The sequence below is a fragment of the Streptomyces sp. NPDC043876 genome, assembly GCF_056435825.1.
Genome location: NZ_JBWKDV010000010.1, coordinates 201,903 through 223,266, shown reverse-complemented (window position 1 = coordinate 223,266; position 21,364 = coordinate 201,903). Strand labels below are relative to the sequence as shown.

The 21,364-nt window shown below is 74.1% G+C and carries 18 protein-coding genes; 15 read left to right on the top strand and 3 right to left on the bottom strand.

Translation table 11 applies throughout. From position 1 onward, the window contains the following. From murJ to AC0693_RS28905, 5 genes are all read left to right on the top strand, one after another. Positions 1-1,627: murein biosynthesis integral membrane protein MurJ (gene murJ / locus AC0693_RS28925; protein ID WP_478803273.1), on the top strand; the 1,627-nt coding region annotated here is incomplete at its 5' end. After that, complete coding sequence (locus AC0693_RS28920) at positions 1,617-2,399, top strand: polysaccharide deacetylase family protein (RefSeq protein WP_356409508.1); 783 nt, start codon at positions 1,617-1,619, stop codon at positions 2,397-2,399. The genes murJ and AC0693_RS28920, both read left to right, overlap by 11 nt. After that, on the top strand, positions 2,396-3,592 hold the full coding sequence (locus AC0693_RS28915) for a glycosyltransferase (protein WP_468470298.1): 1,197 nt from the start codon (positions 2,396-2,398) through the stop codon (positions 3,590-3,592). Before AC0693_RS28920 ends, AC0693_RS28915 begins: the two co-directional genes overlap by 4 nt. 72 nt (positions 3,593-3,664) lie before the next feature. Then, on the top strand, positions 3,665-4,420 hold the full coding sequence (locus tag AC0693_RS28910; RefSeq protein ID WP_468470296.1) for a YveK family protein: 756 nt from the start codon (positions 3,665-3,667) through the stop codon (positions 4,418-4,420). Then, positions 4,417-5,559, top strand: coding sequence for a GNAT family N-acetyltransferase (locus AC0693_RS28905; protein WP_478803272.1), 1,143 nt, complete (start codon positions 4,417-4,419; stop codon positions 5,557-5,559). Before AC0693_RS28910 ends, AC0693_RS28905 begins: the two co-directional genes overlap by 4 nt. Before the next feature lie 38 nt (positions 5,560-5,597). Here AC0693_RS28905 and AC0693_RS28900 read toward each other — a convergent pair whose 3' ends face one another. After that, a complete protein-coding gene (locus AC0693_RS28900) occupies positions 5,598-7,199 on the bottom strand; it encodes a glycoside hydrolase family 26 protein (protein ID WP_478803271.1) in 1,602 nt (533 codons plus the stop codon). 150 nt (positions 7,200-7,349) lie between these two features. Between AC0693_RS28900 and AC0693_RS28895 the strand changes: the two genes are divergently transcribed. The 5 genes from AC0693_RS28895 to AC0693_RS28875 all read left to right on the top strand — a co-directional run bounded on the left by AC0693_RS28895 (position 7,350) and on the right by AC0693_RS28875 (position 12,974). Then, complete coding sequence (locus tag AC0693_RS28895) at positions 7,350-8,927, top strand: carboxylate--amine ligase (RefSeq protein WP_478803270.1); 1,578 nt, start codon at positions 7,350-7,352, stop codon at positions 8,925-8,927. A gap of 178 nt (positions 8,928-9,105) precedes the next feature. Further along, positions 9,106-10,416 (top strand): NAD(P)-binding domain-containing protein, encoded by a 1,311-nt coding sequence (locus tag AC0693_RS28890; protein ID WP_478803341.1) that lies wholly within the window; start codon positions 9,106-9,108, stop codon positions 10,414-10,416. A 12-nt stretch (positions 10,417-10,428) separates the two neighbouring features. Further along, the gene (locus AC0693_RS28885; RefSeq protein ID WP_356409491.1) at positions 10,429-10,668 is read left to right on the top strand and encodes a hypothetical protein; all 240 of its coding nucleotides are present in this window, start codon (positions 10,429-10,431) and stop codon (positions 10,666-10,668) included. A gap of 12 nt (positions 10,669-10,680) precedes the next feature. Next, positions 10,681-12,747 carry a SpoIIE family protein phosphatase gene (locus AC0693_RS28880; protein ID WP_468470288.1) on the top strand — a complete coding sequence of 689 codons (2,067 nt, stop codon included), beginning with the start codon at positions 10,681-10,683 and terminating at the stop codon, positions 12,745-12,747. Between the two features lie 53 nt (positions 12,748-12,800). After that, complete coding sequence (locus tag AC0693_RS28875) at positions 12,801-12,974, top strand: hypothetical protein (RefSeq protein ID WP_356409485.1); 174 nt, start codon at positions 12,801-12,803, stop codon at positions 12,972-12,974. Between the two features lie 52 nt (positions 12,975-13,026). On the opposite strand, the gene AC0693_RS28870 is transcribed toward AC0693_RS28875, so the two are convergent. Further along, entirely contained in the window at positions 13,027-13,479 is a 453-nt protein-coding gene (locus tag AC0693_RS28870) for a DUF6299 family protein (RefSeq protein ID WP_478739692.1), read from the bottom strand. Positions 13,480-13,632: 153 nt separating this feature from the next. On the opposite strand from AC0693_RS28870, the gene AC0693_RS28865 reads away from it, so the two are divergent. Together AC0693_RS28865 and AC0693_RS28860 are read left to right on the top strand one after the other, a co-directional pair. After that, on the top strand, positions 13,633-14,241 hold the full coding sequence (locus AC0693_RS28865; protein WP_478803269.1) for a DUF4352 domain-containing protein: 609 nt from the start codon (positions 13,633-13,635) through the stop codon (positions 14,239-14,241). 57 nt (positions 14,242-14,298) lie between these two features. Further along, positions 14,299-14,805: a DUF5949 family protein gene (locus tag AC0693_RS28860; RefSeq protein ID WP_356409477.1), complete on the top strand. Its 507-nt coding sequence runs from the start codon at positions 14,299-14,301 to the stop codon at positions 14,803-14,805. A gap of 91 nt (positions 14,806-14,896) precedes the next feature. Here AC0693_RS28860 and AC0693_RS28855 read toward each other — a convergent pair whose 3' ends face one another. Beyond that, positions 14,897-16,159, bottom strand: coding sequence for a cytochrome P450 (locus AC0693_RS28855; RefSeq protein ID WP_478803268.1), 1,263 nt, complete (start codon positions 16,157-16,159; stop codon positions 14,897-14,899). A gap of 365 nt (positions 16,160-16,524) precedes the next feature. On the opposite strand from AC0693_RS28855, the gene AC0693_RS28850 reads away from it, so the two are divergent. From AC0693_RS28850 to pflA, 3 genes are all read left to right on the top strand, one after another. Beyond that, complete coding sequence (locus tag AC0693_RS28850) at positions 16,525-17,958, top strand: MFS transporter (RefSeq protein WP_469334205.1); 1,434 nt, start codon at positions 16,525-16,527, stop codon at positions 17,956-17,958. Between the two features lie 210 nt (positions 17,959-18,168). After that, entirely contained in the window at positions 18,169-20,439 is a 2,271-nt protein-coding gene (pflB, locus tag AC0693_RS28845; RefSeq protein WP_478803267.1) for a formate C-acetyltransferase, read from the top strand. Positions 20,440-20,493: 54 nt separating this feature from the next. Beyond that, positions 20,494-21,321 carry a pyruvate formate-lyase-activating protein gene (pflA, locus tag AC0693_RS28840; protein ID WP_478803266.1) on the top strand — a complete coding sequence of 276 codons (828 nt, stop codon included), beginning with the start codon at positions 20,494-20,496 and terminating at the stop codon, positions 21,319-21,321. Positions 21,322-21,364: the final 43 nt, after the last annotated feature.

Genomic DNA, 21,364 nt, shown 5'->3' with positions numbered 1-21,364 from the left:
TCCGCCACCGGCCCCGGACTCCGGGGCCGGTGGCGGCGCGCCGCTCGGGCGCTTCCTCGCCAAGGCCGCCGCCGTCACCGCCGGGCTCACCGCCGCCGGAGCCGTCTTCGGGCTGTTCCGGGACCAGACCATCGCGCACCTCTTCGGCGCCGGGCACGACAGCGACGCCTTCCTGATCGCCTGGACCGTGCCCGAAATGGCCTCGACCCTGCTGATCGAGGACGCCATGGCGCTGCTCATGGTGCCCGCCTTCAGCCACGCGCTGGCCCGGCGCGCGGCCGGGCGCGACGGGCTGACCCGCAAGGAGGCGCGCGCCCAGGACCCCGTACGGCTGCTGGTCGGGGCGACCCTGCCGCGGCTCGCCGTGCTGCTGGCCGCAGTGGCCTGCGTCCTCGTCGTCGCCGCGCCGCTCGTCGTCGCCGTGCTCGCCCCGGGACTGCCGGATCCCGGACTCGCGGTCCAGTGCACCCGGCTGACCGCGCTCACCGTGCTCGGCTTCGGCATCGCGGGCTACTTCAGCGCCGCCCTGCGCGCCCACCGCTCCTTCGTGCCCCCGGCCGCGATCTACGTCGCGTACAACATCGGGATCATCGGCGGGATGCTGGCCCTGCACGCCCTGTGGGGGGTGCGGGCGGCGGCCTTCGGCGTCGCCGTCGGCGGGCTGCTCATGGTCCTCGTCCAACTGCCCGCCTTCATCCGCCACGTCGGCTTCGGCCCGCCCCGCGCCCGGGGCGCGAGCCGCCGCCGGCAGCGCCGCGACCGGCCCACCCTCATCGCCTTCGGCGTGATCGCCCCGGTCATCTTCTTCGCGGTCTTCCGCCAGTCCCAGGTGCTGGTCGAGCGGTTCCTCGCCGCCTCCCTGCCGCCCGGCGCGATCTCGCACCTGAACTACGCGCAGAAGGTCGCGCAGATGCCGATGGTGCTCTCCCTGATGATCTGCACGGTCACCTTCCCGGTGGTCGCGCAGGCCATGGCGGACGGCGAACGCGAAAAGGCCCGCCGCCGCGTCGAACAGGACCTCGCGCTCGCCTCGCTCGCCGTCCTCATGGGCACCGCGCTCGTCATCGGGTACGCGCCCCAGATCATCCAGGTCCTCTTCGAACGCGGCGCGTTCACCCACCGGGACACCCTCGCCACCGCCTCCGTGATGCGCGTCTACGGCATCGGACTGCTCGGCCACTGCCTCGTCGGGGCGCTGAGCCGGCCCTTCTTCTCGACCGCCCGGCCCACCTGGTTCCCGGCGCTCGCGATGGGCGCCGGACTGCTCGTCAACATCGTGGCGGGGGCCTTCGCGGTCGGCCCGTGGGGGATCTACGGGATCGCCGCCGCCAACGCCGCCGGCATCACCGCCACCGCGGCCCTGCTGCTCACCGGACTCGGCTCGCGGATCGTCCCGATCCAGCTCCGCCGGGTCGCCACCAGCATCGGACGGCTCTGCGTCGCCGCCGCCGCGGCCTGCGGGACCGGCTGGATCGCCGGGCCGATGATCCCCGACCCCCTGCTCAGCGCAGCGCTCGGCGCGCTGCTGGTCCCGGCCATGTTCGGAGCCTCCGGCATGGCCATACGGGCGGTGGAGATCACCGCCCTGCCCGCTCTGATCAACCAGAGGTTCCGTCATGTCCGCTGACACCGACACGGCGCCCGCCGCCGCGGCGGCTCCCGCCCGCAAGGCCGGCCCCGGCTCCCCGTGGGTCCTCATGTACCACTCGGTGACCGCCTTCACCGATCCCGCCGAGGACCCGTACGGCATCACCGTCACCCCCGACACCCTGGACGCCCAGCTGCGGTGGCTGCGCTCGCGCGGGCTGCGCGGGGTCTCGGTCGGCGAACTGCTGCGGGCCCGCGCGCGCGGCCGCGCCGCCGGACTGGTCGGCCTGACCTTCGACGACGGCTACACCGACTTCCTCACCCACGCGCTGCCACTGCTGCGGCGGCACGGCTGCACGGCGACCCTCTTCGTGCTGCCCGGGCGCCTCGGCGTGGACAACGTGTGGGACCCGCTGGGCCCGCGCAAGCCGCTGCTGAGCGCCGAGGGGATCCGCGCGGTGGCCGGGGCCGGTCAGGAGATCGGCTCGCACGGGCTGCTCCACCAGCACCTGACCGACGTACCCGACGACGTCCTCCAACAGGAACTGCGCGGCAGTCGCGAACTGCTGCGGGAGCTGACCGGGACCCTGCCCGAAGGGTTCTGCTACCCGTACGGATCCATCGACCGGCGGGTCGTCGAGGCGACCCGGGCCGCCGGGTACCGGTACGCGTGCGCCATCGCCCCCGGCGCGCTCACGGGCCCCTACGCGCTGCCCCGCACCCACGTCAGCCAGGCGGACGGCGCGGCCCGGCTGCGGATCAAGCGGCTGCGCCACCGGATCGCCGGACTGCGGCGGGCGGTGCGCCCGTGAAGACGCTCAAGGCACTGCACATCATCACCGGACTCGGGGTCGGCGGCGCCGAACAGCAGCTGCGGCTGCTGCTGCGCCACCTGCCGATGCGCTGCGACGTGCTGACCCTGACCAATCCCGGGCCGGTCGCCGAGGGGCTGCGGGCGGACGGGGTCCGCGTGGTCCACCTGGGCATGCGCGGCAACCGGGACCTGGGGGCGCTGCCGCGGCTGGTGAAGTTCATCCGGCGCGGCGAGTACGACCTCGTGCACACCCACCTCTACCGGGCGTGCGTGTACGGGCGGCTCGCGGCCCGCATCGCGGGCGTCGGCGCGACCGTGGCCACCGAACACTCCCTCGGCGCGGCCGAGATGGAGGGCCGTCCGCTGTCGGGCGGGGTACGGGCGCTGTACCTGGCGAGCGAGCGGCTCGGCGCGGCGACGGTCGCGGTGTCGGACACGGTCGCGGCGCGGCTGGAGGGCTGGGGGATCCCAGCGGCCCGCGTGCACGTCGTACCCAACGGGATCGAGGCGGTCCGCTTCCGCTTCGACGCGTCGGTGCGCCGGGCCACCCGCGGCCGCACCGGCCTGCCGGAACGCGCGTTCGTGGTCGGCGGGGTCGGGCGCCTCGTCCCCGGCAAGCGGTTCGACGTCCTGGTGCGCGCGGTCGCCGCGCTGCCCGGCGCCCACCTCCTGCTGGCCGGGGACGGGCCCGAGCGGCCCGCCCTGCGGCGGCTCGCCGCCGAACTGGGCGCGCAGCACCGGATCCACCTGCTGGGCGAACGCGACCCGCTCGGCGACAGCGCCGACGGCCGCACCCCCGGGATCCCGGCGCTGCTCGCCGCCATGGACGTCTTCGTCTCCCCCTCGCGGGAGGAGGCGTTCGGGCTGGCGGTGGTCGAGGCGCTGGCCGCCGGACTGCCGGTGCTGCACGTCACCTGCCCGGCGATCGACGACCTGCCCGCGAACCAGGCCCCCGGAGCCCGCCGGATCGGGCCCGGCCAGGAGGAACTGACCGCCGCCCTGCGCGGCCACATGGAGGCCGGCGCGCGCCGGCTGCCACCGCCGCCGGTGGTCCGCCGCTACGACATCGCGCGCAGCGCTGAACAGCTCCTGCACGTCTACGCCCAGGCCCTCGGCCCCGCCCGGCGCCCGCTCCCCGGCGCCGCCGGGACCGCGACGGCCGCGCCCGCGCGGGCCGCCGACCCCGTCTGACACCCACCACCGGCCCCGCAGACCGCGGGGACCGGAAACCGACCTCCCCTCCACGAGGAAGTGAGCACGCACATGGCCGAGACCCCCGACCACACGACGTCCGACCGCACGCCGGACAAGGACCCGGCGCCCCGCGGGCGCCGGGGGCACCGCGTGCGGGGGCGGCTGCGGCCGCTGCCCGTGTGGTGGCCGCTGCCCGCCTGCGCCCTGCTGGGCCTGGCCGCGGGCGGTGCGTACGGGGTGCTGAAGGCCCCCGAGTACGCCGCGACCAGCTACGTCGTCGCCGTCCCGGACGACACGACCGAACCGGCCACCGCCCTCGGCTTCGCCCAGGCGTACGCCCGCATCGCGACCAGCAACTCCACCCTCGCCTACGCGCAGCCCCGCGCGGGACTCGGCGTCGAGCAGCTGCGCGCGCAGGTCCGCGCGGAGACCTCGCCCGAGTCCCCGATGATCGCCATCACCGGCACCTCCCGGTCCGCGAGCGGCGCCGCCGACATCGCCAACGCGGTCGCCGACGCGCTGTCCCTGACCAGCAACCAGGCCGCCAAGAACACCGGCGTGCAGCTGCTGCTGTTCAACCAGGCCGTCGCCCCCACCGACCCCGCCTCGCCGTCCGCCCCGCTCAGCGGCGCCGTCGGCCTGTGCGCGGGCGGGCTGATCGGCGGCCTGTGGATGCTGGCCCGGCCCGGTCGCGGGCGCCGTCAGGACGGGGCCGCCGCGGCCGGCGCCGCGCACCCGGAGCCGGGCTACGTGACCTCGCTGCCCGCCCAGGGCGAGGCCGCCGACGCCGCCGCCTCCGCGAAGGAGAAGGAGCCGGTGCGATGAGCGCGGGCTCCACCGGGGCCCTGACGGTGACGCTGTGCCGGGACCCCCGGCAGTTCGCCGCGCTGGAGGAGCCGTGGAACCGGCTCGTGCGCGGCTGCCCCACCGCCACCCCCTTCCAGACCCACGCCTGGCTGCACTCCTGGTGGCTGTCGTACGGCCGGGACGGCCGGCTGCGCGTCGTCCTGGTACGGCGCGGGGACGAGCTGGTCGGCGCGGCCGCGCTGATGCTCGTCCACCGGCCGCTGCCGCTGCTCGTCCCGCTCGGCGGGGGCATCACCGACTACTTCGACGTGCTGCTCGACGCGCGGTACGCCGACCAGGTCGTCCCCGCGCTCTTGCACGGCCTGCACCGGGCGGCCCGCGGCGCGGTGGTCGACCTGCGCGAGGTGCGCCCGGGGGCCGCCGCCGAGCGGCTGTACGAGCAGTGGCCCGGCGCGCGGGCCCGGCTGGCCGACTCCACCTGCATGGAACTGCCCGTGCTGCCCTTCGACGAGCTGGTCAAGCGGATGCCGAAGGCGGGCGCCCAGCGGGTGCGCGCCAAGCTCCGCAAGACCGACGCGGCGGGCATCGAGGAACGCGAGGTCACCGAGCAGGAAGTGCCGCGCGCGGTGCGGACCCTGCTGCGCCTGCACGAGAAGCAGTGGCGCGGCCGCGGGGTCACCCCCGAGCACCTCAAGCCGCGCTTCGCCGAGCACCTGACCCGGGCGACCCGGCGGATGGTGCGGTGCGGGGAGGGACGGCTGACGGAGTTCCGGCTGGAGGGCAAGGTGGTGGCCGCGAACGTCACGCTGCTGTCGGCGGGGCTGAGCGGCGGCTACCTGTACGGGGCCGACCCCGGGCTGCGGGACCGGAAGGTGGACGTGGCGACCCTGCTGCTGCGGCACGAGACGGGGCGGGCGCTCGCGGAGGGCCGCCCGGTGGTCAGCTTCCTGCGCGGGTCCGAACCGTACAAGAACCACTGGCGGCCGGAAGTCGTGGTCAACCAGCGGTTCCTGCTGGCCACCGGCCCGCTCACGCCCCTGCTGCGCCTGCACGAGTCGCAGGTCGCGGGGCGCGAGCGGGCGGTGGAGGTCCTGCGCGAGACCCTGCCCGCCGCCCGGGACTGGCGGGCCCGGCTGAACGACCTGCGCGTCCGGTGACGCCGGTCCCGCCGCCGGGCCCGCTGCTGTGGCCGCCGCTAGAACGGCCACCAGGTGGCGTCGTCACCCAGGTCGATCTTGAAGCAGACCGCCTGCTTGCCGACGAGCTTGGACAGCCACTCGCCGAAGTTGACCGGCAGGCACCACTCGCGCTGCGGCACGGCCGGCGGCTTCGGAGCCGGCGGCTTGACCGGCGTGGGCACCGGTGCGGGCACCGGCCGGGTCGGGGACGCCTCGGGGAGCGGGACGGCCGGGGACGGCGGGACGGGACTCGGCGGGACGGGACCGGGGGACGCGGGCTCCGGCAAGGGGGATTCGACCGGTGCCTCGGGGCTGGGGACCACGGGGCTCGGAGCCACGGGACTCGGAGCCACGGGACTCGGGGCCACGGGACTCGGGGCCACGGGGCTGGGCACGACCGGCGACGGGACCAGCGGCGACGGCTCCGCGACGGGGCTCGGGGCCACGGGCGACGGCGCGACGGGGCTCGGGACCTGCGGGGTCGGGACCGCGGGGCTCGGGACCTGGGGCGTGGGGACCTGCGGGGTCGGGATCTGCGGGGTCGGGACGGAGGGTGTCGGGACCACCGGGGTCGGCACCACGGGCGTCGGGACGACCGGCGTCGGGACCACGGGCGTCGGGACCACGGGCGTCGGCAGCGGGTCCGGTTTGGCGGACAGCGCGTCCCGGAACACGCGGGAGGAGCGCGGGTTCTGCTTGCACTGCCACACGCCGTGCGGGCAGTAGTCGGTGATGGTGTGGTAGGTGGGCTTGTGCTGCTCGATCCACCGCAGCATCCGCCGCACGTACTCCGGGTTGTCCCCCTGACGGAACAGGCCCCACTCCGGGTACGAGATCTCCTTGCCGTGTGCTTTCGCGAAGTCGACGTGCTGCTGGAGCCCGTACGGCTGGCTCACCTGCTCGTCGAAGGTGCGGCCGGGAGCCTGGTCGTACGAGTCCATCCCGATGATGTCGACGACGTCGTCACCGGGGTAGCAGGAGGTCCAGCCGATCGCGTCCGCACCCCGGTTCGGCGCGAAGTCGAACCTGAACTTCTGGCCGGGCACCGAGCGCATCGCGGCCACGACGCGCTTCCAGTACGTCTTCCAGCCCTCCGGGTCGGGCCCGCAGCGGTGGGTGTAGGTGGTGCCGTTCATCTCCCAGCCGAGCACGACGACGGTGTCCGGCACCCCGAGGGAGACCAGCCGCTCGGCCAGTTTCCTGAAGTGCTCGTCGTGGTCACCGTTCGCGCCGGCGCGGATCAGCCGGGCCACCTGGTAGTCCGGGATCCGGCCCTCGTTGCGCTCCTGCATGGGCACGTTGAGGACGAACATCCGGTCCTTGTCCGCCCGGCGCCAGTCGGCCCAGTCCGCCAGGAAGTCGGTGCCCTCGATGTTCGACCACCGGTCGCCGGGCAGGTAGGTGTGCCCGACCCGGATCTCCCGGCCGCCGAGCCAGCGGGACAGCAGCGGGATCCGCGCCACGCCCGACGGGCCGTAGTCGAGGTAGGCGCCCATCGCGATGCCGGATCCGCCGGCCTTCTCGTCCTCGGGCGCCGCGAGCGCGGCGCCGGTGGCGAGCAGCCCGGCCGTGACCGTACCGATGCAGGTGCTCACCAATCTGCGGTGTGGTCTGGACATGGCGTCTCCCGAGCTTGCCCGAATCGGTGTTCCTACCAAAGACGTTAGGCATCACATCTGACGAATGGCCTGTCCGGTGGCCGCAGCGTAGGCCATTCGCAGGTGCGCACCCTCTCCGCTTGGTCCGACTAGGTGAAAGACACCGTTTCCATGCACGCGTTCGCCCGCCATGTGCCCGCCGTTCTGCTCAGACTCGACCGGAATCCGTTCCACCACGGAACCCTCGGCGCCGTCAGATCCCTTGGGCGCAAGGGCGTGGAGGTCCATGCCGTCGTCGAGACCGGGGGAGGTCCCATGGGCCGGTCGCGCTATCTGCGCGCCGTGCACCCCGGCCCCTCCGGCGGGGTGGACCCGGAGCGCCCCGAGGCGCTGCTGGAGTGCCTGACCCGGGTCGCGGAGCGGATCGGCCGTCCCGCCGTGCTCGTCGCCATGGACGACCTGAGCGCCATCGCGGTCTCGCGCCTCGCGCCGGCGCTCCGGGACCGGTTCCGGATCCCCCATCAGCCGGACGGCCTGCCCGCCCGGGTGGCCGACAAGGCCGAGCTGGCGCGGCTCTGCGCGCGCTGGGAGATCCCGCACCCGGAGACGGTGGTCCCGGCCGGCGCGGCCGAGGCGGCGGAGGCCGCCTGGCGGCTCGGCCTGCCGGTGGTCGCCAAGTGGAGCCGCCCCTGGCTGCTGCCCCCGGGCGCCGGGCTGCGCAGCACCACGCTCGTGCACACCGCCGCCGAGGCGCGACGGCTGTACGAGCGGACCGCGGAGGCCGGAAGTCCGCTGCTGCTCCAGCGGTTCCTGCCCGCCGGAGCGGACACGGACTGGTTCTTCCACGGCTGCTTCGCCCGGGGCGGGCACCCGCTGCTCGCCGGTTCCGGGCGCAAGGAACTGTCGTGGCCGGTGCGTACGGGGCTGACGGCGATGGGGCGTTGGCTGCCCGACCCGGCGGTCGAGGAGGCGGGGCTGCGGCTCGCGGAACGGCTCGGCTACCACGGGATCCTGGACCTGGACTTCCGGCGCGACGAGCGGGGCTGCTTCCGGCTGGTGGACTTCAACCCCCGGCCCGGCGCGCAGTTCCGGCTGTTCACCGACGAGGCCGGGCTCGACGTCGTACAGGCGCTCTACCTGGACCTGACGGGGCAACGGGTGCCGGAGCCGGTGGGTGGTCCGGGGCGGGTGTTCCTCGCGGAGAACTACGCGCTGCTGGCGGCCCTGCGGGGTCCGCTGGTGCGGGGGGACGGGGGTGCGGTGACCGGGGCGGCCGGTTCGGCCGGGTCGGACGCCCCGGGGACTTCGGCCGGTGCGCAGAACGCGGCCGGTCCGGCCGGGGCGGTCCCGCCCGGGGAAACGACCGCGGGAGGCGGAGCCGGTGGCGCGCCCCGGGTCGCCGGGCAGCGGGTGCGGTCCGGCGGTCCGGCGCGGCCGGGGCCCTCGCGCTCGGTGCCGTCGGGCGGGCGGGGGCAGGTCGAGCTGGCCTGGTTCGCCGCCGACGACGTGCTGCCGTTCCTCGCGATGGTCGCCGCGTTCCTGGGGCGCGGCGCAGGCAAGGGGGCGCGCGGGGCGTGGCGCGCGCTGAGCGGTGTCCCCGCGCGCGGTCGGCGCACGGCGCGCGCCGCGGCCCGCACGCCCCGCCAGCGAGGCGGACCCGCCCTGCCGTCCCCGCCCGGCGCCCCGGACCCGGCCGGGCCCACGGAACCGGCGGAACCGGCGGAACCGGACGGGCTGGTGACGCGGTGACGCGGTGACCGGGTGACCCGGTGAGCGGACCGGTGGCCGCAGGACCGGGCCGCCGGGATCCGGCGCACCAGCAGGGCCCCGGACCCCGGGGGCGGCCGTACGCCGCGACACGCAGGAGACCCGTAAGACCGCATGACCGGTACGCCGGTACGAGAGTGGAGCGACAGCCGTGAAGCGCATGGAGGATCTCGTGGTGGTCGGCGCGGGCCCGTACGGGCTGTCGGTCGCCGCGCACGCGGCGGCCGCCGGGCTCGACGTACGGGTGCTCGGGCGCCCGATGGCCTCCTGGCGGGACCACATGCCCGAGGGCATGTACCTGAAGTCGGAGCCGTGGTCCTCGAACCTGTCCGCGCCGGGCGGGCGGTACACCCTGGCCGACTACTGCGCCACCCTCGGCACGGCGGCGGACCACGGAACTCCGCTGCCGATCGGGACGTTCAGCGCGTACGGGCTCTGGTTCGCCCGGCAGGCCGCACCTCCCGTGGAGGAGGCGACGGTCACCGAGATCGCCCCGCACGGGAGCGGCTTCCGGATCAGCACGGCGCAGGGCGAGCCGCTGCTGGCCCGGACGGTCGCCCTCGCCGTCGGCGTGATGCCCTTCGTGAACCATCCCGCCGCGCTGCGCGAGCTGCCCCCGACGCACTACTCGCACAGCAGCGACCACCGCGACCTGACCCGGTTCGCGGGCCAGGAGGTCGCGGTGCTCGGCGCGGGCCAGGCCGCGCTGGAGACGGCCGCCCTGCTGGCCGAGGCGGGGGCCCGCCCCTGCCTGGTCGCCCGGCGTCCGCGGCTGAACTGGAACACCCTGCCCCAGCCGCTGGAGCGCCCCCTGTCGCGCGCGCTGCGCGACCCGCACAGCGGCCTCGGCACCGGCTGGCGCAGCTGGGCCTGGTCGGAGCTGCCCTGGGCGGTGCGCCGGCTGCCCGCCCGGACCCGGGCGCGGATCGCGGCCACCGAACTGGGCCCGGCGGGGGCCTGGTGGCTGCGGGACCGCTTCGAGGGCCGGGTCCCCGCGCTGCTGGGCCACGCCCTGCACCGGGCGGTGCCGGCCGGTTCCCGGACCCGGCTGGGGCTGACCACCGCCGCCGGCGAGTCGGTGGTGCTGGACGTCGCCCACGTGATCGCGGCGACCGGGTTCCGGCCGGGGCTGGGGCGGCTGGGGCTGCTGGACGCCGGGCTGCGCTCGGCGGTCGCGACGCTCGCCCCCGCGGCGGCGCCGGACGGGGATCCGGCCGACGGGGCGGGTGCGCCCGGGCTGAGCGCGTGCTTCGAGTCCTCCTACCCGGGACTGTTCTTCGCGGGACTGCTCACGGCTCCCTCATTCGGCCCTTCCATGCGATTCGTGCACGGTGCGGGCTTCACGGCGGGGAGACTGGTGGGAGGAGTCCGCAAGCGCCTGCGCGCCCAGGGCCCGCTGCCGGGCTCCGCCGGTGCCGGCGCCGCCCTGCGGGGTCCGGGCGCCGGGCGTCAGAAGACCTATCCGCTGTGAGAGGGGTCCGCGATGAGCCCGGAGAGCGCACAGGGCCGGGGCTGGGTACGCATCCCGGCGAGCCGGGCGGAGCAGTCCGCCGGGCCGGGTCACGCCCGTACGGCGAGGACGCCGCAGTCCGCGCACACCGATCAGCCGACGATCTACCTTTCCCTCGTCAAGCGCTGGCAGGAGGCCGGACGCACCCTTCCGGGGCATCCTGACGAGGAGTGGGAGAGGCTGATCTCCCAGCCGTGCTGGCCCGGCCGATAGGGGGTGTGACGCGTGGCAGCGGCGGAGCACGACGCCCCGGAACCGGACGTGATCAGCGCCTCGGACCGGCTGGCCCTGAACGGAATGGGCAGCTTCGAGTGGGACCTGGACACCGGCTCCCTCCTCCTGGACCCGGCCGGCATGGGGGTCTTCGACCTGGAACCGGCCGAGTTCGACGACACCCCCGAGGGCCTGGGGGTGCGGATCCCGGCCGATGACGGCGCCCGCCTGGCGGACGCGGTCCAGGCAGCCCTGGAGAGCGGCGAGGAGACGTACGGCTCCTACTTCACGGTGCAGCGGCGCGACGGCCGCGACCAGTGGACCCACACCCAGGGCCGGGTGCTGCGGCATCCGGACGGGCGCCCCCGGCGGATCGTGGGGATCGTCCGGGACGCGACCGCCGAGCTGGCCCACGCCACGCTGCTGCGCAGGCTGGAGGCGGCGCGCGCCAAGCAGACCACGATCGTCCAGCGCACCACGGAGGCGCTGTCGCGGGCGGTGACGGTGGACGACGTCACGGCCACCCTGACCGGCGCGGGCGCGCTGGAGCGGCTCGGCGCGGAGGGGCTGGCGCTGGGGCTGGTGGAGAACGGCGCCATGAAGATCATCGCGCTGAGCGGGGAGACGCTGGAGATCCTCAGCGAGCGCAAGTTCACCCGGTTGGACGGATCGCTGCCGCTGTCCCAGACGGTCCTGACGCGCAAGGCGCGCTTCGTCACCGACCTCGGCGAGCTGGCGGCCGAGTTCCCGCTCTTCGCGCCCTACCTCGGCCGGATCCGGTTCACCGCCGCGGCCTACCTGCCGCTGATCGCGCAGGCCAAGGCGATCGGCGGGCTCGTGCTCTTCTACCGGCGGCGCAGCGAGTTCAGCCCCGAGGAGCAGAACCTGTGCCTGGGCCTGGCGGGCATCGTCGCCCAGTCGCTCCAGCGGGCACTGCTCTTCGACCAGGAGCGCGAGTTCGCCACCGGCCTCCAGGCCGCCATGCTGCCCCGGCGGATCCCGGAGATCACGGGCGGCGAGATCGCCGTGCGCTACCACTCCGCGTGGAGCGGCCGCGAGGTCGGCGGGGACTGGTACGACGTGATCGCGCTGCCGCGGGACCGGGTCGGGATCGTCGTCGGCGACGTCCAGGGCCACGACACGCACGCGGCGGCGATCATGGGCCAGCTGCGGATCGCCCTGCGGGCGTACGCGGGGGAGGGCCACCCGCCCTCCACCGTCCTCGCGCGGGCCTCGCGCTTCCTGGCCGAGCTGGACACCGAACGCTTCGCCACCTGCACGTACGCCCAGGTCGACCTGGAGACGGGCGGTGTCCGGGCGGTGCGCGCCGGGCACCTGGGCCCGCTGATCCGGCACACCGACGGCCGGACCGGCTGGCCGAACCTGCGCGGCGGCCTCCCGCTGGGCCTGGCCTCGGTCTTCGAGCAGGAGGACTTCCCCGAGACCCGGCTCGACCTGGTCCCCGGCGAGACGCTGGTGCTGTGCACGGACGGCCTGGTGGAGGAGCCCGGCACGGCGATCACCGCCGGCATGGAGGCACTGGCGCACGCGGTGCGCACCGGCCCCCAGGAGTCGGGCGCGCTCGCCGACCACCTGCTGGACCGGCTGTGGGAGCGCTGGGGATCGGGGGACGACGTGGCCCTGCTGGTGCTGCGCCGGGCCCCCGACCCGGGGACGCGCCGCGCGCCGCGGATCCACCAGTACGTCCACCAGGCGGATCCCGAAGGGCTCTCGGAGGCCCGCTACGCGCTGCGTCAGGCGCTGCGCGACTGGGGGGTGCCGGAGCTGGCCGACGACGTGGAGCTGGCCGCGGGGGAGCTGCTGGTCAACGCGCTGCTGCACACCGACGGCGGCGCGGTGCTGACGATGGAGGTGCTGCCGGAACCGGTCCGCCGGATCCGGCTGTGGGTCAAGGACCGCTCCAGCGTGTGGCCGCGGCGGCGGACCCCGGGGGAGGCGGCGACGACGGGGCGCGGGCTGCTGCTCGTGGACGCGCTGGCCACGCACTGGGGCGTGGAGTCCCGGGGGGACGGCAAGGCGGTGTGGTGCGAGTTCGACGCCGCCGTCGACCCGCGGTGACCGGGGCGTCACGCCGAGTTGTGGGCGGGGCCGGTCCGGGTGATGATCCGGGCATGGAACGGATGCGGCGGTGGGGGCTCGTACTGCTGGCGGTGCTGGTGCTCGCCGTGATCGCGGCCGGTGCGCCGGCGGTCGCGGACTGGACGGCGGGCCGCGCGCACGCGGCGCCGGAGTGCCGGTCCGCGGCCTTCATGTCGATGACCGGCGCGGCGCCCGACTGCCGGTAGCGGCGGCTACCGGGCCGTCCGGGCCGTGGGCCGGCCGTGACCGGTCGCCCCGTCAGCGGGCCTGGATCGTGAGGGGCTGCGTGTGCTCGGCGAGGGTGGTCCGCGAGACCGCGGTCGGCAGCAGGTGCGCGCCGTGGACGCGGGCGACGGTCAGCTCGGCGGTGGCCTCGGCCGCCCCGGCGTGGAAGCCCTGGCCCGCGATCCCCATCGTGCCGGTGACGGACCACTCGTGGGCCGCGCCGTCGCAGGTGGCGTCGCCCGCGGTCATGCCGAGCCGGTTGCCGTCCTGGCGGACCCGGGTCTGGATCTGCACTCCCTCGGGTGACCCGGGCTCGCAGCGGTAGACCCCGGAAAGGGTGACCCGGCCGTCTTCGGACAACTGCGCCCGGTCTTTCACGACAATCGCATTGGCGCGGGAATCGGCACTCGCGGGCACGGCGCAGGCGGCGGTGGCGGCCAGCGCGGAGAGCGCCGCGACGGCGATGCGGGAAACGGGCAGGCCCATCGTTCCTCCAGGTGGATGCGGGCGGTGGATTCCGCCGGAACGCATTGTGCAGGTCACCCGGTGCCATCCGCTTCCACCGAATCGTGTCGGTGTGTGCAATTGCCCGTCATGGGGCGTGAGACTGGCCGCAATACATCCCCGGAGGGATCCCGCATGCGCCATTCCGCCCCCGTCCTCGCCCTTCTCCTCCCGTTCCTGCTGTTCGGGTCCAGCGCCTGCCAGAGCGCCCCGGAGGGAGCCGCGCTCGCGCCCGCCGCCGCCCCGGCCGTCCCGGTCGACGACGGCGCCCCGGGCGGCGGCGAGGAGGACGCCCCCGCTCCGGGGGCGCCCGCGGGGGGTCCGGCCGTCAAGGACGCCCGGGTGGGTGACTCCGTACGGGTACGGGGCCGTCAGGTCGGCCGCCACCTGCAGGCCGTCCTCAACGCGTTCGTCGATCCGGCGGTCGGCGTCGACGCGGCGTTCGCCCCGGCCGCGGGCAAGCGCTGGGTGGGCGCCGGGATGTCCTTCGTCAACGTGGGGGGCGCGACGTACGGGGCGCTCGGGCGCGTGTGGGCGTACGACAGCGCGGGGCAGCGCTATCCGTCGGTCAGGACGGGGGAACTGACCACCGGAAAGCCGCTCGTCTTCGATTCCCTTTCCGTCGGTGACCGGGCCGAGGGATGGGTGGTGTTCGAAATTCCGGAAAACGCGCGGATCGTGCGCCTCCAGTACCAGGACGCGAACACGCAGGCGAATTCCGGAGAAGGATTCTGGGCGGTCTGACCCGCCCGGGTGACGGGCCGCGAAAGGGCGCGGCGAAAGACCACTAAAGTGCGGCCCATGACTTCGACTCACACCGAACTCGACCGGTCCCACCTCGGCACCCTTTCGGTGCTCGCGTGGATCGGCGATCCCGAGGACGGGCACAACATCCCGTACCTCATCGCCTACACCCTGGGCGACTGCCCGCACGGCCACGAGGCCGCCGCGGAGTCGGCGCGCGGGCTGCTGGAGCACCTGGGGCTGCGGATCGGCGACGAGGTGCTGGACGGCACCACCCACCCGCACAAGTTCCCGGTGAAGATCCTCGTCGAGGGCGACCAGGTCGCGCTCACCGTGGAGGGCGAGGACCTCGGTCTCAACGCCCGCTGCACCGCGCCGCCGGAGTGGGTGGCCGCGGCCGCCGACAGCGACCAGGTCTACTTCCTGTTCGCCACCCGCCCCTGGCCCGAGGCCGCTCCCGGTGAGCCGGTCGACGCCGACACCCTGAAGGCGTTCGTGGGTGACGAGGCGGTCCTGACCAGCAGCGTGCACGCGGTGCTGCGGGTGCAGCGGCTCAAGAAGTAGCCACCGGGCGCGGCGCCTCGACCGCCGGCCGCCGGGCTCCCAGCCCGCCCGGTGGCCGGCCCGCGCGCGAGGGCGTACGGATCCCGCCCGCTCAGGTGTCGAACGCGAACCGCAGCGCCCGGACCCGGTTGTCGAAGTTCGACCCGGCCAGCTCCGGCAGCCCGACCGCGCGCAGCCCGACCGGGCGGGTCAGCAGCTCGCGGAACAGGGCCTTCATCTCGACCCGGGCCAGGTGCGCGCCCAGGCAGAAGTGCGGGCCGCCGCCCCCGAAGCCCAGGTGCGGATTGGGCGAGCGGGTGATGTCGAAGGCGTCCGGATCGGTGAAGACCGCCTCGTCGCGGTTGGCGGACGCGTAGTAGAGCACCACCTTGTCGCCGGGAACGAACAGGTGACCGCCCAGGCGGTGTTCGGCGACCACCGTGCGGCGGAACTGGATGATCGGCGTCGAGTGCCGGATCATCTCGTCCACCGCGCCGTCGGCGTACTTCTCGAAGTCGCCCAGCAGCAGCTCGCGTTGGTCCGGGTGGTCGGTGAGCAGCGCCAGCCCGTGGGTGATCGCGTTGCGCGTGGTCTCCACGCCCGCCACCATCAGCAGCGAGAAGAACGCGCCGAGTTGGCGCACGCCCAGCGCCTGGCCGTCCACGTTCGCGCGGACCAGCGCCGAGATCAGGTCGTCGGTGGGGTTCTTGCGCCGCTCCTCGGCGATGCCCGCGACCATCCGCTGCATCCGGGCCAGCGCGCGCAGCCCGCGCCCGGGCATCCGCAGCCGCGAGGCCAGGCCGCGCTCCACGCCGATGTTCTCCGACGCGTGGTTGACCCGGTCGGCGATCTCCGCCCGGAACTCCTGCGGGATCCCCATCATGTTGCAGATGACGTCCAGCGGCAGCCGCGAGGAGACCGCCGAGACGAACTCCCCGGGCCGCTCGGCCAGGACGTCGTCCACGATCCGCGCCGCCACCGCGTGGACGTCGGCCTCCGCGGCCGCCAGCAGCCGCGGGGTGAACGCCCGCTGCACGATCTTGCGCAGCTGGGCGTGGTCCGCGCCGTCGAGGTTGACCATCGAGTCCCCGAACAGCGTGCGCACCCAGCGCGCCGGCTCGGGCGTGGTCACCCCCGGCGCGCTCGCGAACACCTTCGGGAGCCTGCTCGCCTCCTGCACGTCCGCGTGCCGTACGAGCGCCCAGTGGGCGCGCTCGGGGCCGCGCCAGGACGCCGGGCGCTCGGTGAACCGGCGCGGGCCGTCCAGCGCCCGCAGCCGCGCGAAGGCCGCGAGCCGGGCCTCCGGGGGGAGCTGCCAGAACGCCGGATCGGCGAGATCGGTGTCGCTCGGGTGCCGCTGTGCCGGGACCGTCATGGCCCCCACCTTCTTCCGGGTGGTCAGGGTGTCCGGGGCGCCCCGGGCCTTGCGGCCCCCGCCGTTCCCACGGCCCCCGTCCTCACGCATCTGAACGCGCCCGGTGCGCCGAGGACACGCCCGCCCCGCCGACGCGCCACCCGGGCGGGCGCGCGCCCGGTGACGGCACTCGGGGCGGGCGCCCGGTGACGGCACACCCGGGCGGGCGACCAACGCACCGCGCGCGGCAGGACCTTGTCCTGTCGACCGGGCGACGTTCTCCTCTGACGCGGGGCCGGTCCGCGGGCGGACCCTGAAGGAGCCGGGGCCGCCGCGACCGCGCGGCGCCGGCATCCCTTCGCGATTCCCGACCTCCAGGACGTGCCATGAGTTCCGCCACCCAGGAAGCGCCCCCGGCGACCGGCCGGGTGCTCCCGCCCGCTCCCGCTCCCGACCCGGGGCAGTACCGGCCCGGACGCACCATCACCGACTGGTCCCCGGAGGATCCGTCCTTCTGGCGGTCCACGGGCAGGAAGGTCGCCACGCGCAATCTGTGGATCGCGGTTCCCGCGCTGCTGGTCGCCTTCGTGGTCTGGCAGGTCTGGAGCATCACGGCCACCAGCCTCAAGGACGTCGGCTTCGGCTTCAGCCAGTCGCAGCTGTTCTGGCTGACGGCCGTCCCCGGCGTCACGGGCGGCACCGCCCGGATCCTCTACACCTTCCTCGGCCCGATGATCGGCCAGCGCCGCTTCACCGCGCTCTCCACCCTCGTACTGGTCGCGCCGCTGATCTGGCTGGGCTTCGCGGTCCAGGACCCGGCGACCTCGTACGCCACGATGCTCGCGATCGCCGCCCTGTGCGGCATCGGCGGCGCCAACTTCTCCTCCTCGCTGGCCAACATCGGCTTCTTCTACCCGAAGGGCGAGAAGGGCAAGGCGACCGGCGTCAACGGCGGGCTGGGCAACCTCGGCGTCTCCGTGGTGCAGCTGCTGACCCCGATCCTGATCACCTCCTCGGTGCTGGCGATCGGCGCGGGGCAGCGGAAGGCGGACGGGTCGCAGATCTACCTCCAGAACGCGGCCTTCGTGTGGGTGCCGGTGCTCGTGGTGCTGGCGGTGGTGGCGTGGTGCGGCCAGAACGACCTGAAGGTCGCCGCCACCCCCTTCCGCCGGCAGCGGGTGATCTTCAGGCGCAAGCACACCTGGGTGATGACCTGGCTCTACGTCGGCACCTTCGGCTCCTTCATCGGCTTCGCGGCGGCCCTGCCGCTGCTGATCAAGACCACCTTCCCGGCGTACCCGGTCGCCACCTACGCCTGGATGGGCCCGGCGCTGGGCGCCCTGGCCCGCTGGGCGGGCGGCTGGATCGCCGACAAGCTGGGCGGGGCGCGGGTCACGATCCTCTCGTTCGCGGGCATGGCCGCGTCGATCATCGGCGTGATCACCTTCCTTCCCGCGGGTTCCGACGCCGGTTCCTTCCAGGGCTTCTTCCTCTGCTTCCTGTCGGCGTTCTTCTTCTCCGGCATCGGCAACGGCTCGACCTTCCGCCAGATCCCGGTCATCTTCCGGGGCCGGCACCTGAAGGGCCTGACCGAGGGCACCGCGCCGTACGCGAAGGCCCTGGAGCAGGCCGAGATCGAAGCGGGCGCGGTCACCGGTTTCACCGCTGCGATCGCCGCCTACGGCTTCTTCTTCATCCCGGCGATGTTCGCCAACTTCGCCGTGACGAGCGCGATGTGGGGCTTCGTGGCTTTCTACGCGAGCTGTGTGGTCGTGGCCTGGTACTTCTACGCCCGCAAGGGAGCGGAAGCACCGAGCTAGATTTTTTGCGGAGAATCTTGTGAATGTATTCACAAGCAGAGCCGGGACCTTTGGCCTGCGGGAAATGCCAGGTCAGACGAGGTGGGCGGCATCGAAAGCCGGGGGCGAAGGGACTTTCGGGCTCCGGATCGGGACCAACGCGGCGGCAAATGATCGATCAGAAGGCGTGCAATGGACACGAGCATCGAAGCGACTCGGAAGGTGCGGGCGATGACTGTCACCCCTGTGGACACCACGAAGAACGACGGAGCCTGGAGCGGCTTCAAGGGCGGCCTGTGGCGCGACGCCATCGACGTCCGCGACTTCATCCAGTCGAACTACACGCCGTACGAGGGCGACGCCTCCTTCCTCGCCGGCCCGACCGAGCGCACCACCGCCGTGTGGAAGACGATCACCGACAAGTTCCCCGAGGAGCGCGAGAGGGGCGTCTACGACATCGCCCACGACGTCCCCTCGACGATCACCGCGCACGGCCCCGGTTACATCGACCGCGACAAGGACCTGATCGTCGGCCTCCAAACGGACGCCCCGCTGCGGCGCGCGATCATGCCGTACGGCGGCTGGCGGATGGTCGCCGGCGCCCTGGAGACGTACGGCTACCCGGTCTCCGCCGACCTGGAGAAGGTCTTCACGCAGTACCGCAAGACCCACAACGCCGGTGTCTTCGACGCCTACACCCCCGAGATCCGCGCCGCCCGCAAGGCGGGCGTCATCACCGGCCTGCCCGACGCCTACGGCCGCGGCCGGATCATCGGCGACTACCGCCGCGTGGCCCTCTACGGCGTCGACCGGCTCATCGCGGTGAAGAAGGAGGAGAAGGAGGAGCTGAACTCCCTGCCCGCGGGCGGCCGCTCGCTGGAAGAGACGATCCGGCTGCGCGAGGAACTCGCCGAGCAGATCCGCGCGCTCGCCGAACTGAAGGCGATGGCCGCCTCCTACGGCCACGACGTCTCCCGCCCGGCGGCCACCGGCCGCGAGGCCGTCCAGTGGCTGTACTTCGGCTACCTCGCCGCCGTGAAGGAGCAGAACGGCGCGGCCATGTCGCTGGGCCGCACCTCCACCTTCCTCGACGTCTACCTCCAGCGCGACATCGAGGCCGGCCGCCTGACGGAGGAGCAGGCGCAGGAGCTGATCGACGACTTCATCATCAAGCTGCGCATCGTGCGTTTCCTGCGCACGCCCGACTACGACGAGCTGTTCTCCGGCGACCCCACCTGGGTCACCGAGTCGATCGCGGGCATGGGCGAGGACGGCCGTCCGCTGGTCACCCGGACCTCCTTCCGCTACCTCCAGACCCTGTACAACCTGGGCCCGGCGCCCGAGCCGAACATGACGGTGTTCTGGTCGCCGAGGCTGCCTCAGGGCTTCAAGGAGTTCTGCGCCCGCGTCTCGATCGACACCTCCTCCGTCCAGTACGAGTCGGACGAACTGATGCGCCCGCGCTTCGGCGACGACACCGCCATCGCGTGCTGCGTCTCGGCCATGCCGGTCGGCAAGCAGATGCAGTTCTTCGGCGCCCGCGTGAACCTGGCCAAGACGCTGCTCTACGCGGTCAACGGCGGCCGCGACGAGAAGTCCGGCGCCCAGGTCGGCCCCGCGACCGGCGCGATCACCTCCGAGGTCCTCGACTACGACGAGGTCATGGCCCGCTTCGACGAGCAGATGGAGTGGCTCGCGGGCACCTACGTCCACGCGCTGAACGTCATCCACTACATGCACGACCGCTACGCCTACGAGCGCCTGGAGATGGCGCTGCACGACCGGGACGTGCGCCGCACCATGGCCTGCGGCATCGCCGGCCTCTCGGTCGCCGCCGACTCGCTCGCCGCCATCAAGTACGCCCGGGTCACGCCGGTGCGCGACGGGACGGGACTGGTCACCGACTACCGCGTCGAGGGCGAGTACCCGGCGTACGGCAACAACGACGACCGCGCCGACGGCATCGCGGTGTGGCTGGTCGAGGAGTTCATGCGGAAGGTGCGCAGGCACCCGGCCTACCGCGACGCCGAGCACACCCAGTCGGTGCTGACCATCACCTCGAACGTCGTCTACGGCGAGAAGACCGGCAACACGCCGGACGGCCGCCGCGCGGGGGAGCCCTTCTCGCCGGGCGCCAATCCGATGAACGGCCGCGACACCCACGGGTACGTCGCCTCCGCGCTGTCGGTCGCGAAGCTGCCGTACGCGGACGCCGAGGACGGCATCTCGCTGACCAGCACCGTCACCCCGGACGGCCTCGGCCGCACCCCCGAGGAGCGGATCAGGAACCTGGCGGGCGTACTCGACGGCTACACGGCCGTCGACGGCTTCCACATGAACGTGAACGTGCTGAGCCGCGACACGCTCCTGGACGCCATGGAGCACCCGGAGAAGTACCCGCAGCTGACCATCCGCGTCAGCGGGTACGCGGTGAACTTCGTCCGGCTGACCCGCGCCCAGCAGACGGACGTGCTGAACCGCACGTTCCACGGCTCTCTCTAGCCCGGTCCCTTCCGGGTCCTGCCCGGCCCGCCCACTCCTTCCGGAGCGCCCGCCATGACCGTCCCGTCCGGTACGACCCTCCCCGTCGGCGCCGCCGGCCCCGCGCCCGTGAGCGCGGGCCGGACCCCCGCCGCCGCCGTGACGCGGCGGCCGAGCGAAGGGTCGGTGCACTCCTGGGACCTCTCGACGGGCGTGGACGGTCCCGGCACCCGCTTCGTCACCTTCCTCGCGGGCTGCCCGCTGGCCTGCCTGTACTGCCACAACCCCGACACCCTGCGGATGCGCGGCGGCAAGCGGACCTCGGCCGACGAGGTGGTCGGGGAGGCGCGCAAGTACACCCGCTTCATCGCCGCCGCGGGCGGCGGCGCCACCGTCTCCGGCGGCGAACCGCTGCTCCAGCCGGTCTTCGCCGGCGAGCTGCTGCACCGGATGAAGCACGACCTCGGGCTGCACACCGCCCTGGACACCTCCGGGTTCCCGGGCGCCCGCGCCACCGGTGCGCTGCTGCGCGACGTGGACCTGGTCCTGCTGGACCTCAAGTCCTGGGACCGGGGCACGTACGCGAGGGTGACGGGTCGTCCGCTGGAGCCCACCCTCGCCTTCGCCCGGCGCCTGGCCGGCCTGGGCAAGGAGGTGCACCTGCGCTTCGTGCTGGTGCCGGGGCTGACCGACGCCCGCGAGAACGTCGAGGGGGTCGCGGACTTCGCCGCGGGGCTCGGCAACGTCTCGCGGGTCGACGTCCTGCCCTTCCACAAGCTGGGGATGAGCAAATGGGAGGCGCTGGACATGCCCTTCACCCTCCGCGACACGCCGTCTCCGACCGCCGCACAGGTCGCGGACGCCCGGGCGGTCTTCGCCGCGCGGGGGCTGTCGGCGGTGTGAGCCGACCGTTCCCTCCAATCCCTCCAATGGCTCAGCGCCATGC